A 12,829-nucleotide genomic window follows, 5' to 3' on the forward strand; every position below is an offset into this window, starting at 1 on the left:
AGCAAGCCTGATGGCTTGCTCTTTTTGCATGTGGCAAGATAAAAAAACAGGCTCTGTGTCAGAGCCTGTTGTCAGGTATATAAAGCAGTTCCAGATGCGGAATGATTTACGTAGACCGTTGTTACTTATTCAGGTGGGAAATAGAATACAAACCCCGGGTCTCATCCGTTTTACGTTTGATCTCCTCTAACGCTTTCGCTTCGCTGGCCTCGAACAAGGCGTTGATAAGACGGTTAAAGTGATTGTGCATGGCTTTTCTTGCCGCTGATGAGTCACGTTTGGCAATAGCGTCATAAATGGCGGTATGCTCTTTGATGCGTTGCTCAATACCATGCGAGCATACATCTTTATAAGCGGCAATCACTTGCGGCTCATTACGTCTGATTTTCCAAAGGTTATTAATAGACATAACAATGGCATTATTACGCGTTGCTCTGGAAATGATCTCGTGGAATCTTTGATCGGCCTCATCTGCCTTATCTGCCTTTTCTGCTGACGACATCTCATCCAGCGCCTGCTTGAGGGCTGAAAGCTCTGATTCCCGGATGGTTGCTGCGGCCAACGCTGCTGCTTCTGCTTCTACTAATGCCCTGGCCTGGGTAAGTTCAAATGCGCTGATGGACTTAAATGAAGGGTCTGAACCAGCAAAATCAGTGACATATACGCCTGAGCCCGTTTTTACTTCCACTCTCTCTCTGACTTCCAGTGCAATAATAGCTTCGCGTATGGTTGGACGGCTTACATCATAAGCCTCGGCAAGCTCTCGTTCAGCTGGAAGGCGGCTTCCTGCAGGATAAACCCCTTTGTCTATTAAAGCTTCTAACTTTTCAACAACTGTCCAGAAACGTCTGCGTTTCTTCATGATTGGTATCCCTTTAAGTCTTGCCATTGGTAAAACATGTACTTGTGCCGATTGTAGCCCGAACCTATAGAACTGTGCAAAAGACCGGTATCTTGTTTAGCTATGATAACGCTCAATATTGAAAAGTTCTAATTGGTAATTAATTTAAACCTTAATTGGTAAGATACAATTGATTTAGTTGGTTTTCAAATTGGTTTTTTTAGGAAAGTAAGGTATTTATCGATTAATGAAAACTTTAGGGAGGCCATAACTCTTACTGCTGGAGATTCGATGGATACCGTGTTTGGTCACCGTTGGTAAATTGTAAGCATAATACCGATAGCGAGGGGAGGGAGCTAGATGCTGAGTCTGTTTAATTTTTTAAAGCTATTGCTTAACAAAGCACTTTTATTTCATATGGTTAATAAACAAAAAAGCCGCTCAATGAGCGGCTTTTTTGTTGGAATTTTTGGTGCGTCCTAGTGGACTCGAACCACCGACCCCCACCATGTCAAGGTGGTGCTCTAACCAGCTGAGCTAAGGACGCACACTTTGGTTGTAGCGCAGTAGCGACAACGGCGGCTATGTTATTGTGCAGATGCCACCTTGGCAAGTGTTTTTACTGCTAAAACGCGAGTTTGCTGCATTTTTAGCCGTAAAAACGTAGCAGGGTGTTAACTTCTGGAAGCCAGTTGCAGCGGGCACTGGCTATTAAGAGTCTGCCACCAGCGTACATGTTCAGCCAGTTCGGCACGCATTTGCTGTAAGGTGGTGTCAAAACGCTGTGTTAGCGCAGCGTGTAATGGCGTATCGGCATACAGCGTTTCAAGCAGTGGCCATAGCTGCTGTTGGTAACTTTGCAGGTTAACGGTGTATTGCTGTACTTCAGCAATAAAAAACTTGTTGAAAATATTCGCCAGTATCTCCAGTTGTTGTTTATCCGGCCTTGGCTGGCACAGCTGTTCAGGACTGATATCTGTCAGCATCTGATTCACCTGCGACAGCTGATGAGTACTCTGACGCAGGCTGTACTGCAAACGGCCCAGAGTATTGTAGCGGTACAGCACTTGTAGTTGGTGCTCTATATCAACGTTACTGGCGGCCTGCCAGTTTTGCTCTGAGATAAATTGCTGTAGCAGCGTAAGTTCAGTTAATGCCTGCCAGGTTTCACTAATGCCGGTCGCGCTGTTAACCGGTAAGGTTTTACTTACACCCAAAAGCTCTTTACGCAGGGTGTCGTCGGTCAGCAGCATATTGTTAAAGGCTATATTAATGCTGTGTTGTTTTTGCTGATACACCTGTTGTAGCTGATTAAGCAGGGCGGTGTTATCCCAGCTCTTGCTCAGGCATAGCTGCAACTGACTAAGAAAGCGCAGCTCGTAACTGAGCTGCTTACTGGCACTATACACCTTACCAAGGCTGGAGTTGCGTTCACCTATTAAGGTATCCAGGCTGCAGCGGCGGGTGGCGTAAGCATCGGTAATGTCCAGCCGCAAATCGGGCAGGGGTTGTTTTAAATCGCGTTGTTCGACTAATTTTGCTGCGGCTGGCAAGCTGCTGTCTGGCGCAGTGGTATCCAGCACCCTGGCTAATCGCTGCTGATAATTGGTCAGTGCTTTATCGCCGTTATAACCGCTGCAAGCTGTTAAACTCAGCAGCAGCGGTAGCAGCCAGAGCTTCATATGTTACGCCGCCTTATGTTCCAGTTTATGTAAAGTACGTTTTAAGATCATAGCCAGCATCAATGCAGCTACGCTTAAACCGGCAATAATACCAATCCAGAAACCATGGGGGCCCATGGGTTCTACCAGCCAGTCTGTTAAACCCAATACGGCGCCAAGGCCAAAGCCGATTGGCCAGTAAGCAATAAAGGTGATAAAAAATACCGGTTTAGTCACTTTCATACCCCGCAGTGCGCAAGCAGAAACCACCTGAATGGCATCGGATACCTGATAAAAACAGGCCAGAATGAGCAGGGACGCGGCAAGCGCAATAACACTGGCATCGGCAGAATACAGTGATGCTATGGTGCCACGCAGTAAAAAAGTCAGGCTGGCAATGATAAATGACATCATCACTGCAAGCACTATTGCTGTCGATATGGCTTTTTTCAGTTCAGTAAGGCTTTGCTGGCCCACTAAATGGCCAACGCGGATAGTTGTCGCCATACCGAGGCTAAGCGGCAGCATAAACACTATACCGCTGTAGTTTTGCGCGATCTGGTGCCCAGCTACCATGATAGGGCCAAGATGCACTATGGCCAGCGGAATGCAGGCAAATAAGGTCACTTCAAAAAAGATTGAGAAGGCGATAGGGGTGCCGATGCTGACAATTTGCCAGCAGTCTTTCAGGTTTAGCCGGTAACTGTCGGGGTTAGTTTTGTAGCGCTGTGTGGTACGGCTAAACCAGCCGTATACCAGGATGGCAATAAACATGGCAACAAATACCAGGCTGGTTGCTATGCCACAGCCCGCGCCACCAAGGGCGGGCATGCCCAGTTTGCCGTAAATAAACACATAGTTAGCCGGGATATTAACCAATATACCAACAAAGCTTATCCACATACTGGCTTTGGTGTTGCCAATGCCTTCAAACATACTACGGATAACCATATAGCCAGCCGCGGGAAACAGGCCGAAGCTGACATAATATAGGTAGTCCAGGGTTTTTTGCCTGAGCTCACTTTCCATCTGCAACAGATCAATTGGAGCCTGCACGTATAACATCAGAATAAACAAGGCCGCGGCCAGCGCCATCGCCAGATACATTGCCTGCACGGTAAAGTGGGTTACAGGCTTTACCTGTTTGCCGCCATAATACTGGGCCACTATAGGCGTCAGGGCCAGCAGCAAACCTTGCATGGTCATCACCACCGGAAACCACAGGCCGGATGCAACAGCAATGGCCGCCATATCAACAGCACTGTAGCGGCCGGCCATCACAGTGTCGACAAAGTACATCAGCGTCTGGGTAAGTTGTGCCAGCACTATGGGGCCAGAAAGTTTCAGTATGGTTCTGGCTTCGAAGCGGGAAAAAGGTAACATAGCGGGTCTGTTGTATCAGCAGCGTGCAATGGCGCGCAATGTAGCACAATTGGGGGCTTATGTTTACCGGAATAGTTCAGACCAAAGCTGTGATAACACAAATTCGTGACGAAGTGGCGCTGCGGCGTTTGACCATAAAACCCGGTGCTGAATTTTTGCGCGATTTAAATCGTGGCGCCAGTATTGCCATTAACGGTGTGTGTTTAACGGTTACTGATTTTGATAGCGCAGCAGGTTGGGTTAACTTTGATGTGATTACCGAGACATTAGCTAAAACCAACTTAGGCAAGCTTATCGTTGGAGATGACGTTAATTTTGAGCGCTCGCTTACATTTGGCAGTGAACTTGGAGGCCATATTGTATCTGGCCATATCCAGACTACAGCGAATATTGTGGCTGTACACAGACAAGGCAATGATTGCTCTTTGCAGTTGGCTCTGGCACCGGAGCATATGCGTTATGTGCTTAGTAAAGGTTTTATTACTGTGGAAGGTTGCAGCTTAACCGTGGGGGAAACCCTGACAGATGGCTTTATGCTGTACCTGATCCCCGAAACACTGGCAATCACTACCTTAGGGCAAAAACAGGCCGGCGACATACTGAACATTGAACTCGATCAGCAAACTCAAACCATAGTGCAAACCGTCGAGCGGATTATGGCTGAACGGTTTGCACGTCAGGCAGATCAGTAATACTGTTCATCATCGGCATCTATAAACAGCTGCACACTGTGGTGCAGCTCGTCTTTATGCACCCTGATGTGAATAGGGTTACAGCAATTCGTGCAATCTTCAGTGTAATCCTGATCATCATCGGTCACTTCAACACTCAGGTGCATAGCATGACCACAAAACGGACATTCGATGGTTTTACTCAGTAAGTTCATTATGTCTCCGTCTGGTTGCGTAAGCCTTTGCTCAGGCTTTGGTTTGACCACCTAAACTGCGCCCACCGTCTACCGCTATAACTTGTCCGGTAATGTAAGGCGATTGCAGCAAAAACAATAGTGTTTGCGCTATGTCCTCTGGCGTGCCTAATTGCTGCATTGGAATTTGTGCCAGTATGGCGGCTTTCTCCTGCTCTTTAAGCACGACAGACTGCTCCGGCGGCCATAAAATCGCGCCAGGCGCAATAGCATTGACTCTAATTGTAGGCGCTAATTCCCGGGCAAGAGATTTTGTCATCATTAAAAGAGCGGCCTTTGCCATACAGTAAATACTGTGCTGCGCCAGCGGTTGCTGTGCATGTATATCAACCATATTTACTATGGCACCCTGACGCTGACTAAGTTCAGGCACCAGGGCACGGCTTAGAAAGTATGGTGCTTTGACATTGGAGCCAAATAAGTCCTGCCAGTCATCCAGCGAGGCTTTCGCAACCGGCGTTGCATAAAAGCTGGACGCATTGTTCACCAGTACATCCAGCCTGTTAAAACAAGCCAGCACCTGTTGCACCAGTTCAGGCCAGTAGGCTTCGTTTAATAAATCTGCTTGCACGACAGTGGCACTGTGCTGCCGTTGCAGGTTCAATGACTGTGCGAGTTCGTCTGCGTCAGCGCGTGACTGATTACAGTGAATAATAACTCGGTAACCTTGGCTGTGTAGAGTTTGTATCATTTGACGGCCAAGCCGTTTAGCGCTGCCAGTAATCAATGCCACTGGCTGTTCAGAGGTAAGCATTATTAAGTTTCCGTGAAGTTAAGCGCGAAAGTGTTGTATCTCTGTCCGGTTCACAGCATATACGGTCGTAGTATTTTTTTGATCACTGTGCGGGTCAGCTAAACAGTTGTTTAATCATCTCTTGTGCTTGTACCAGATAAGCCCCACGAAATAAATACGCATGGTTTAGCACATGATAAAGATTATAAAGATCTTTACGTTCGGTGTACGCTTTATCCAGCGGGTAAAGTTCCTGGTAGGCTTTGTAAAAGTGTTCAGGAAAGCGCCCGAATAACGTGGTATAGGCCAGATCTGCTTCCCGGTCACCGTAGTAACAGGCGGGATCGAACACGGCGGGGCTATCGCTGACAAAGCCAATGTTACCCCGCCACAAATCACCATGCAGCAAGCTTGGAAGCGGTTGATAATGCTGCAGACGTTGCCGGCATTGCTCTACCAGATAATCAATTTTACCAAACCCGAAGCCTTGTTCTAACAACAGTTGTAACTGCCAGCCAAGCCGCTGTTCAGAAAAAAAGCTGCTCCAGTTTGCCTGCCATTTATTCGGTTGTGGCGTGGTGCCCAGGCTGTTGTCCCAATCAAAGCCGTACATGGCCTGATCATGCTGTTTGTGTAGTAATGCCAGTTGCTGGGCCAGATGTTGCCAGCCTTGCACCGTTTCCCCACTGAATGGCATGTATTCCAGAACCAGAAAGGCTTTGTCTATAGTCTGGCCGGCGCAAATTACCTTCGGAACTCGGATGCAATGGGCTTGTTGTAAGGCATGCAGGCTTAACACTTCGGTTTCAAACTGTTCTGCCTGCTCGCGTTGGTTTAGTTTGACAAAAAACTGCTGGCCTTTACCGCTTACCCGCCAGGCCAGATTAATGCTGCCACCGGTCAACTGAGCTTTGCTTTCAATCTCAAAATCACTGTCCAGTTCACTGTTAATATGTTCAGCAATAGCCTGCCACATGCGTGCTCTCCTTATCTGCGCCGTGCTTTGAAGTATGGCCGATAAAGCAGAAATTTCACGGTGAATCTTACGTCAATTCGCGCTATGATAGCCGCCGCTTTGCAACGCGGAATGTATAATAAGCCGCTAGCGTAAGCAGCGTACCACGTTGTGTACCACACAGGCTTTAGTGAAGTCTGTCGACTGCCACGCAAGGTACGTGCACAAATGACAATTATATTTAACAAGTGTCCCTTGGTGTGGGCCACCACTGTATAAGGATTTATCATGCCAGTTATTACTCTGCCTGATGGCAGCCAGCGCGCTTTTGATCATGCTGTTTCCGTTATGGATGTTGCCAAAGACATTGGCCCCGGTCTAGCTAAAGCCACCATCGCCGGTAAGGTGAATGGCCAGTTAGTCGATGCCTGCGATCCTATTGAAACTGATGCCAGCTTAAGCATTATTACCAGCAAAGATCAGGAAGGGCTGGAAATTATCCGCCATTCTTGTGCGCACTTATTAGGTCACGCCATTAAACAGCTGTGGCCAAATGTGAAGATGGCTATCGGTCCGGTTATCGATAAAGGTTTTTATTATGATGTCGATTTGGATCACCCAATCAGTGCCGAAGATTTAGCTGCACTTGAAGAGCGTATGCACGCGCTGGCGAAGACCGAATACGACGTTATTAAAAAGAAAGTCAGCTGGCAGCAAGCGTTTGATACCTTTAAAGCGCGTGGCGAAAGCTACAAGATGGAAATTCTGGAGCAAAATGTCGCCAAAGACGACCAGCCTGGCTTATACCATCACGAAGAATATATTGATATGTGCCGTGGCCCGCATGTACCAAACATGCGTTTTTGCCAGCACTTCAAAATTATGAAAGTGGCTGGTGCTTACTGGCGCGGCGACTCAAAAAATAAAATGCTGCAGCGTGTATATGGCACAGCGTGGGCAGATAAAAAGCAACTGGCTGCTTACTTACTGCAGCTGGAAGAAGCCGAAAAACGTGACCACCGTAAAATCGGTAAAGCACTGGATTTATTCCACTGGCAGGAAGAAGCGCCTGGCATGGTGTTTTGGCACAATGACGGCTGGACTATTTATACCGAACTTGAAAAGTTCGTGCGTGAAAAACTGCGCAACTTCGATTATGACGAAGTAAAAGGTCCACTAATGATGGACCGCAGTCTGTGGGAGAAATCAGGCCACTGGGATAAGTTTGCTGGCGGCATGTTTACCACTGAATCCGAAAAGCGTGAGTACGCCATCAAGCCGATGAACTGCCCGGGTCATGTGCAGATTTTTAATCAGGGGTTAAAGTCATACCGTGATTTGCCATTGCGTATGGCTGAGTTTGGTTGCTGTCACCGTAATGAGCCTTCAGGTGCGCTGCATGGTTTGATGCGGGTTCGTGGCTTTACCCAGGACGATGCGCATATTTTCTGTACTGAAGATCAAATCACTGCTGAAGTCAGTGGTTGTATCGATATGGTGTATGAAACCTATAAAACTTTCGGTTTTGATAAAATCGTGGTCAAGCTGTCAACCCGGCCGGAAAAGCGTGTTGGGTCAGATGAAATCTGGGACAAGGCGGAAAAAGCGCTGGCGGATGTGTTACAGGATAAAGGTATTGAGTTTGAATACCTGCATGGTGAAGGCGCGTTCTATGGCCCGAAAATTGAGTTCACCTTGCATGACTGTTTAGACCGTGCCTGGCAGTGCGGCACGGTGCAGCTGGATTTCTCGATGCCAGCACGTTTAGGTGCATCTTATATTGCAGAAAGTGGCGAACGGCAGATCCCGGTGATGATTCACCGTGCCATTTTAGGTTCACTGGAGCGTTTTATCGGTATTCTGATTGAAGAATATGCCGGTCAATTCCCAACCTGGCTGGCACCGCATCAGGTCGTGGTGATGAATATTACCGATAATCAGGCCGAATATGTACAGAATTTAGTAAAAACTTTCAAATCTCACGGTATTAGGGTCATAAGTGACTTGAGAAATGAGAAGATAGGCTTTAAAATTCGCGAGCACACGCTTAAGCGCATTCCTTACCTTGTTGTCGTTGGTGATAAAGAAATGGAAGCCGGTGATATTGCACTGAGAACGCGCAAGGGTGAAGACTTGGGTAAAATGGCTGTAGAAGCTTTTGTAGAAAAGCTGACTGCAGAAATTAAAGACCGCGTCTGAGCCATTTAAGCGAAAGATTAATTTTCGGAGGAACATACTATTAAAGTAGGAAAGAAAACATTACCTGCAAACCGTCCTAACAGGATCAATGAAGAAATAACAGTACCAGAAGTACGGTTAATTGGTTTGGAAGGTGAGCAGCTGGGTGTAGTACGTATCGCTGACGCCATTACCATGGCAGAAGAAACCGGAGCCGATTTAGTAGAGATTAGCCCGACAGCCGAACCGCCAGTTTGTAAGTTGATGGACTACGGTAAGTTCCTGTTCGAAAAGAGTAAAGCTCTGAAAGAGCAGAAGAAGAAGCAAAAACAGATCCAGATTAAGGAAATTAAATTCCGGCCTGGAACTGATGAAGGCGATTACCAGGTAAAACTACGCAACCTGCGTCGCTTCATTGAAGAGGGTGACAAAGCTAAAGTAACGTTACGTTATCGTGGTCGTGAAATGGCGCATCTTGACATCGGTATTGATATGTTAAATCGGATTAAAGAAGATTTAGCTGACATTGCCGTGTGCGAATCTTTCCCTTCACGGGTGGAAGGTCGCCAGATGATCATGATGCTGGCCCCAAATAAGAAGTAATAAGTGCTTTCAAGTGTAACCCTGCGCTGCAAAGGGCAGGGATAACGCCTTATTATTCGTTGTAATTTAACAATGCGAGTTTTTAACTATGCCAAAGATGAAAACCAATAAAGGTGCTGCGAAGCGTTTCAAAAAAACCGCTTCAGGTAGCTTTAAACGTAAGCAATCACACCTTCGCCACATCCTGACGAAGAAGACCTCTAAGCGTAAGCGTCAGTTAGGTCCAAAAACCTTAGTCGCTAAAGTAGACATCGCCGGCTTAGTCCGTTGCATGCCTTACGCATAATTAATTAGGAGTCTGACATGCCAAGAGTTAAACGTGGTGTAACGGCGCGCGCGCGTCATAAGAAGGTGTTAAACCAGGCTAAAGGTTACTACGGTGCCCGCAGTCGTGTTTATCGTGTTGCTTTCCAGGCTGTAATTAAAGCCGGCCAATATGCTTACCGTGACCGTCGTCAGCGTAAGCGTCAATTCCGTCAACTGTGGATCGCGCGTATCAACGCTGCGTCACGTATGAACGGTTTATCTTACAGCCGTTTCATTGATGGCCTGAAAAAAGCCTCAGTAGAAATCGACCGTAAGATCCTGGCTGACATCGCCGTATTCGACAAAGCAGCCTTTACTGCTTTAGTTGCTAAAGCGAAACAAGCGTTAGCAGCGTAATTTACGCGCTAAAGAAACAGCCACCTTAGGGTGGCTTTTTTTATGCCTTGATTTTCCGGCAATGAGTAATAAAAAACGCCTGCTTTAAGCAGGCGTTTTTTATTTGTAGTACTGGTAATCAGTTTATGGCTGGTTTGAACTGCAGGATAAGTTGATTGTTTTTGAACAGCTGCAAGGTATCGCCGTTTACTTCGACGCGGTCAGCAGATTGCAAAGACTGGGTAAACTGCTGTTCCAGCTCACTGCTATCGGCACAAAATTTACGGGTGCTTACCAGCGGTTGCACACTTAACTGGCTGGAGCGCTGTTTATAGCTGCCATTGAAGTTATTACAACCCGCAAAGCCATACAAACGCTCATTAGGCTCGAAAATTACCCGGACATTGAGTTGCTGTGGTACATACCGGTTGGCCAGCTTCTCAGCACGCCAGACGATACCCTGCATTTTGCCAGGTTGTAATTGATCCGGGCAGGCTGCGCCTGGCCAGAACTGTTCAAACTTGTCGATAAACAGCGTATTGGCCTGATCATCCTGACCTCTGCGCCCGAGTAGCGTAACGATAACATTATTGCCTTTTAGCCGTTCGTCCTGCTGGTATTGGCGCATTACCGGCAAATGGTGCTGGGTATTAGCGACCGTCAGGGTTTCACCGCTGGCGCAGCTGGTAAAGCTAGCCTGACTATCGTTTAGTGTGTACAGCCCCAGCATGGCCTGCCGTGTATCCAGTTTTCTAAACTCTGCTTCACGTTGCAGCTGGTAATTCGTATTAGACGTAATAGGTTTACCGCTCAGGTCAAGCATGGCCAGTTGGGTGTTTGACAAAAAGTGGAATGCTGGCAGGGTTTGCTGCTGATTCACTAAATGCAGACTACGCTTTTCCAGCAGCCAAATGCCTCTGATAATACTTATCTGGTTGCGCTCCAGATATTCCTGTCGTACCGCAAAGCGTCCATCACGGAACAGGTTAATGTGATATGAAATGCCGGGGCAATCGGCGCACGGTAAGGTACCGCTGAACGTCATATCAGTATCGACGAAGATATGCTCAAAATCTGTTGCTAATGACTCTGCAACGGCGTCGTTTTCAACAACAACTTCTTCCGGTTCTGAAGGTTTAATTTCTTCTGCCGGAACAGCCAGGGTTTCAACTTCTGCTTTGCGCTCATCAGGCAACTGACTACAGGCAGACAACAGCATTGCAACAACAAGTAGGCGCTTTTTCATCCGGAGTTCCAGGTTAAAAATTTTCGCTATTATAGCGGAATTCTTAACTGGCTTTAACAGCTATTTCAGCGGTGAATTCAGTTCGCTTATCGCAGTTTTAACATAAATAGCAGCTTGCTCCGGCTGCTCTTGCATAAAGCAGTGTCCTCCTTTAACTTCTGTAACACTGACGGCCTTATTACACCTCTGCCATTTGCTTAAGGATTTAGCAATAAAAGGATAGCTTTTATCGCCATAAAATACCTTTACCGGTGCGCAATGGCGTGCAAGCTGTTGCCAGAGCTTGTGTGGGTACGAGGCGAAAATATCCGCTTCCCGCTGCGGTAAACATTTAAGGCTTAGTCCATGCTCACTGGGTTTTAAGGCATGGTCGATATAGGCCGCTAACGCATCCGGATGCCAGTTAGCAAACATGCCGCGGTTTGTAAGATAGTCGACGGCGCTTTGTTTGTCTGGCCAATGCTGGCGACGACGCAGTGCTGCCCTGGCCATTGGGTTTTTATGATACAGCCGGATACCGCTAAGGGCACTGATAGCCGTTAGCATGGTTGGCGTAAATAATACTGGGTCGAGCAATACTATACCGTGAAAAGGGCTAGCTGGGCTGGTATGGATAAGCGACGTTAATACGCCACCGAAGCTATGTCCGATCCCGTATACCGGCATAGCATGGTATAGGTGCTGATGGGCAGCCCATGCTTGAGCGGCCAGTTCTGCACTTTTGTTCCAGCCAACAAAAGCACCGCCATGGTCACTGTCGCCGTGGCCCTGGGCGTCGGACAGAAATAAGTCATAGTCAGCAGCAAGCCGCTGCAGCATTGGCTGGTACATCCTGCTGCAAAAACCATTACCGTGCAGCATATGTAAAACAGCTTTGCCGCTTGCTTCAGTGCGGTACCCGCGCAGGGTGAAGCCCTGCGCGGTTTGATAAGACCAGGGTACTAACTGCAACATTGTGTCCTTTAGTTATTTTTCAGCTAAAGGTGCCATGACAAGCAGTGCAGAGCAAGCCTGAAGCGTGCTATTTAGTGCCAAACAGTTTGTCGCCTGCATCCCCTAGGCCCGGTAAAATATAGCCGTGCTCATTTAAGCAGCGGTCTGTTGCTGCGGTATAGAGGTCTACATCAGGATGAGCCTGTTGCAAGGCTGCTATGCCCTCAGGTGCTGCAACCAATACCAGGGCTTTAATACGGTTTGCACCGTGTTTTTTCAGCAGATCTATTGTCGCAATCATAGAGCCGCCGGTTGCCAGCATGGGGTCAACGACTATCGCCAGGCGCTGGTCTAAATCGGAGGCGAGTTTTTGAAAATACGGTACCGGCTGTAAACTCTCTTCATCGCGGTACATGCCAACAACACTGATTCTGGCGCTTGGCAGTAGCTCTAACACACCGTCAAGCATACCCAGGCCAGCCCGCAATATAGGGACTATTGTTACTTTCTTGCCCTGAATTTGTTCAACCGCAACAGGTCCACTCCAGGTGTCGATGGTCACTGTTTCGGTCGCCAGGTCTTGTGTTGCCTCGTAAGTTAATAAACTGCCAAGCTCCGCTGCAAGCTGGCGAAATTGCCTGGTGCTGATATCAGCTGCGCGCAATAAACCAATTTTATGCTTTACCAACGGATGGCTAAGCTGATGTACTGTCATAAGTTATTCCTCTG

At 47.5% G+C, this 12,829-nt stretch carries 14 protein-coding genes and 1 tRNA gene; 5 read left to right on the top strand and 10 right to left on the bottom strand.

Annotation, left to right across the window (positions count from 1 at the left end; all coding sequences use genetic code 11):
- Positions 1 to 121: 121 nt before the first annotated feature.
- From LHL18_RS17180 to LHL18_RS17195, 4 genes are all read right to left on the bottom strand, one after another.
- Entirely contained in the window at positions 122 to 862 is a 741-nt protein-coding gene (locus LHL18_RS17180; protein WP_226768002.1) for a FadR/GntR family transcriptional regulator, read from the bottom strand.
- A 449-nt stretch (positions 863 to 1,311) separates the two neighbouring features.
- Positions 1,312 to 1,388, bottom strand: a tRNA-Val gene (locus LHL18_RS17185).
- 127 nt (positions 1,389 to 1,515) lie between these two features.
- Complete coding sequence (locus LHL18_RS17190) at positions 1,516 to 2,523, bottom strand: DUF3080 family protein (protein ID WP_226768003.1); 1,008 nt, start codon at positions 2,521 to 2,523, stop codon at positions 1,516 to 1,518.
- Positions 2,524 to 2,526: 3 nt separating this feature from the next.
- The gene (locus LHL18_RS17195) at positions 2,527 to 3,885 is read right to left on the bottom strand and encodes an MATE family efflux transporter (RefSeq protein ID WP_226768004.1); all 1,359 of its coding nucleotides are present in this window, start codon (positions 3,883 to 3,885) and stop codon (positions 2,527 to 2,529) included.
- Between the two features lie 59 nt (positions 3,886 to 3,944).
- Here LHL18_RS17195 and LHL18_RS17200 point away from each other — a divergent pair, with 59 nt between their 5' ends.
- Positions 3,945 to 4,577, top strand: a complete 633-nt coding sequence (locus LHL18_RS17200) for a riboflavin synthase subunit alpha (RefSeq protein ID WP_226768005.1) — start codon at positions 3,945 to 3,947, stop codon at positions 4,575 to 4,577.
- Here LHL18_RS17200 and LHL18_RS17205 read toward each other — a convergent pair.
- The 3 genes from LHL18_RS17205 to LHL18_RS17215 all read right to left on the bottom strand — a co-directional run bounded on the left by LHL18_RS17205 (position 4,571) and on the right by LHL18_RS17215 (position 6,519).
- A complete protein-coding gene (locus LHL18_RS17205; RefSeq protein ID WP_134055668.1) occupies positions 4,571 to 4,771 on the bottom strand; it encodes a CPXCG motif-containing cysteine-rich protein in 201 nt (66 codons plus the stop codon). The two genes, LHL18_RS17200 and LHL18_RS17205, sit on opposite strands and share 7 nt — an antisense overlap.
- A gap of 31 nt (positions 4,772 to 4,802) precedes the next feature.
- A complete protein-coding gene (locus LHL18_RS17210; RefSeq protein WP_226768006.1) occupies positions 4,803 to 5,564 on the bottom strand; it encodes a pteridine reductase in 762 nt (253 codons plus the stop codon).
- A 94-nt stretch (positions 5,565 to 5,658) separates the two neighbouring features.
- Positions 5,659 to 6,519, bottom strand: coding sequence for a fructosamine kinase family protein (locus tag LHL18_RS17215; protein ID WP_226768007.1), 861 nt, complete (start codon positions 6,517 to 6,519; stop codon positions 5,659 to 5,661).
- Positions 6,520 to 6,786: 267 nt separating this feature from the next.
- Here LHL18_RS17215 and thrS point away from each other — a divergent pair, with 267 nt between their 5' ends.
- From thrS to rplT, 4 genes are all read left to right on the top strand, one after another.
- The gene (thrS, locus tag LHL18_RS17220) at positions 6,787 to 8,697 is read left to right on the top strand and encodes a threonine--tRNA ligase (protein ID WP_226768008.1); all 1,911 of its coding nucleotides are present in this window, start codon (positions 6,787 to 6,789) and stop codon (positions 8,695 to 8,697) included.
- Positions 8,698 to 8,736: 39 nt separating this feature from the next.
- Complete coding sequence (gene infC / locus LHL18_RS17225) at positions 8,737 to 9,279, top strand: translation initiation factor IF-3 (RefSeq protein WP_134055658.1); 543 nt, start codon at positions 8,737 to 8,739, stop codon at positions 9,277 to 9,279.
- Between the two features lie 88 nt (positions 9,280 to 9,367).
- On the top strand, positions 9,368 to 9,565 hold the full coding sequence (rpmI, locus tag LHL18_RS17230) for a 50S ribosomal protein L35 (protein WP_027672243.1): 198 nt from the start codon (positions 9,368 to 9,370) through the stop codon (positions 9,563 to 9,565).
- A 17-nt stretch (positions 9,566 to 9,582) separates the two neighbouring features.
- On the top strand, positions 9,583 to 9,942 hold the full coding sequence (rplT, locus tag LHL18_RS17235) for a 50S ribosomal protein L20 (RefSeq protein WP_008219135.1): 360 nt from the start codon (positions 9,583 to 9,585) through the stop codon (positions 9,940 to 9,942).
- Between the two features lie 118 nt (positions 9,943 to 10,060).
- Here rplT and LHL18_RS17240 read toward each other — a convergent pair whose 3' ends face one another.
- The 3 genes from LHL18_RS17240 to upp all read right to left on the bottom strand — a co-directional run bounded on the left by LHL18_RS17240 (position 10,061) and on the right by upp (position 12,815).
- A complete protein-coding gene (locus LHL18_RS17240; protein ID WP_134055656.1) occupies positions 10,061 to 11,167 on the bottom strand; it encodes an META domain-containing protein in 1,107 nt (368 codons plus the stop codon).
- A 60-nt stretch (positions 11,168 to 11,227) separates the two neighbouring features.
- Positions 11,228 to 12,121 carry an alpha/beta hydrolase gene (locus tag LHL18_RS17245; RefSeq protein WP_226768009.1) on the bottom strand — a complete coding sequence of 298 codons (894 nt, stop codon included), beginning with the start codon at positions 12,119 to 12,121 and terminating at the stop codon, positions 11,228 to 11,230.
- Between the two features lie 67 nt (positions 12,122 to 12,188).
- Complete coding sequence (gene upp / locus LHL18_RS17250) at positions 12,189 to 12,815, bottom strand: uracil phosphoribosyltransferase (RefSeq protein ID WP_134055654.1); 627 nt, start codon at positions 12,813 to 12,815, stop codon at positions 12,189 to 12,191.
- Between the last annotated feature and the right edge of the window lie 14 nt (positions 12,816 to 12,829).

Source organism: Rheinheimera aquimaris (assembly GCF_020531985.1).
Classification (GTDB): domain Bacteria; phylum Pseudomonadota; class Gammaproteobacteria; order Enterobacterales; family Alteromonadaceae; genus Alishewanella; species Alishewanella aquimaris.

Excerpts from the sequence above, each read along its gene's own strand:
- LHL18_RS17195 (WP_226768004.1), bottom strand. The coding sequence starts at position 3,885 with ATGTTACCTTTTTCCCGCTTCGAAGCCAGAACCATACTGAAACTTTCT.
- LHL18_RS17210 (WP_226768006.1), bottom strand. The coding sequence starts at position 5,564 with ATGCTTACCTCTGAACAGCCAGTGGCATTGATTACTGGCAGCGCTAAA.
- LHL18_RS17245 (WP_226768009.1), bottom strand. The coding sequence starts at position 12,121 with ATGTTGCAGTTAGTACCCTGGTCTTATCAAACCGCGCAGGGCTTCACC.
- LHL18_RS17205 (WP_134055668.1), bottom strand. The coding sequence starts at position 4,771 with ATGAACTTACTGAGTAAAACCATCGAATGTCCGTTTTGTGGTCATGCT.
- thrS (WP_226768008.1), top strand. The coding sequence starts at position 6,787 with ATGCCAGTTATTACTCTGCCTGATGGCAGCCAGCGCGCTTTTGATCAT.
- LHL18_RS17180 (WP_226768002.1), bottom strand. The coding sequence starts at position 862 with ATGAAGAAACGCAGACGTTTCTGGACAGTTGTTGAAAAGTTAGAAGCT.
- rplT (WP_008219135.1), top strand. The coding sequence starts at position 9,583 with ATGCCAAGAGTTAAACGTGGTGTAACGGCGCGCGCGCGTCATAAGAAG.
- LHL18_RS17200 (WP_226768005.1), top strand. The coding sequence starts at position 3,945 with ATGTTTACCGGAATAGTTCAGACCAAAGCTGTGATAACACAAATTCGT.
- upp (WP_134055654.1), bottom strand. The coding sequence starts at position 12,815 with ATGACAGTACATCAGCTTAGCCATCCGTTGGTAAAGCATAAAATTGGT.
- LHL18_RS17190 (WP_226768003.1), bottom strand. The coding sequence starts at position 2,523 with ATGAAGCTCTGGCTGCTACCGCTGCTGCTGAGTTTAACAGCTTGCAGC.
- rpmI (WP_027672243.1), top strand. The coding sequence starts at position 9,368 with ATGCCAAAGATGAAAACCAATAAAGGTGCTGCGAAGCGTTTCAAAAAA.
- LHL18_RS17240 (WP_134055656.1), bottom strand. The coding sequence starts at position 11,167 with ATGAAAAAGCGCCTACTTGTTGTTGCAATGCTGTTGTCTGCCTGTAGT.
- LHL18_RS17215 (WP_226768007.1), bottom strand. The coding sequence starts at position 6,519 with ATGTGGCAGGCTATTGCTGAACATATTAACAGTGAACTGGACAGTGAT.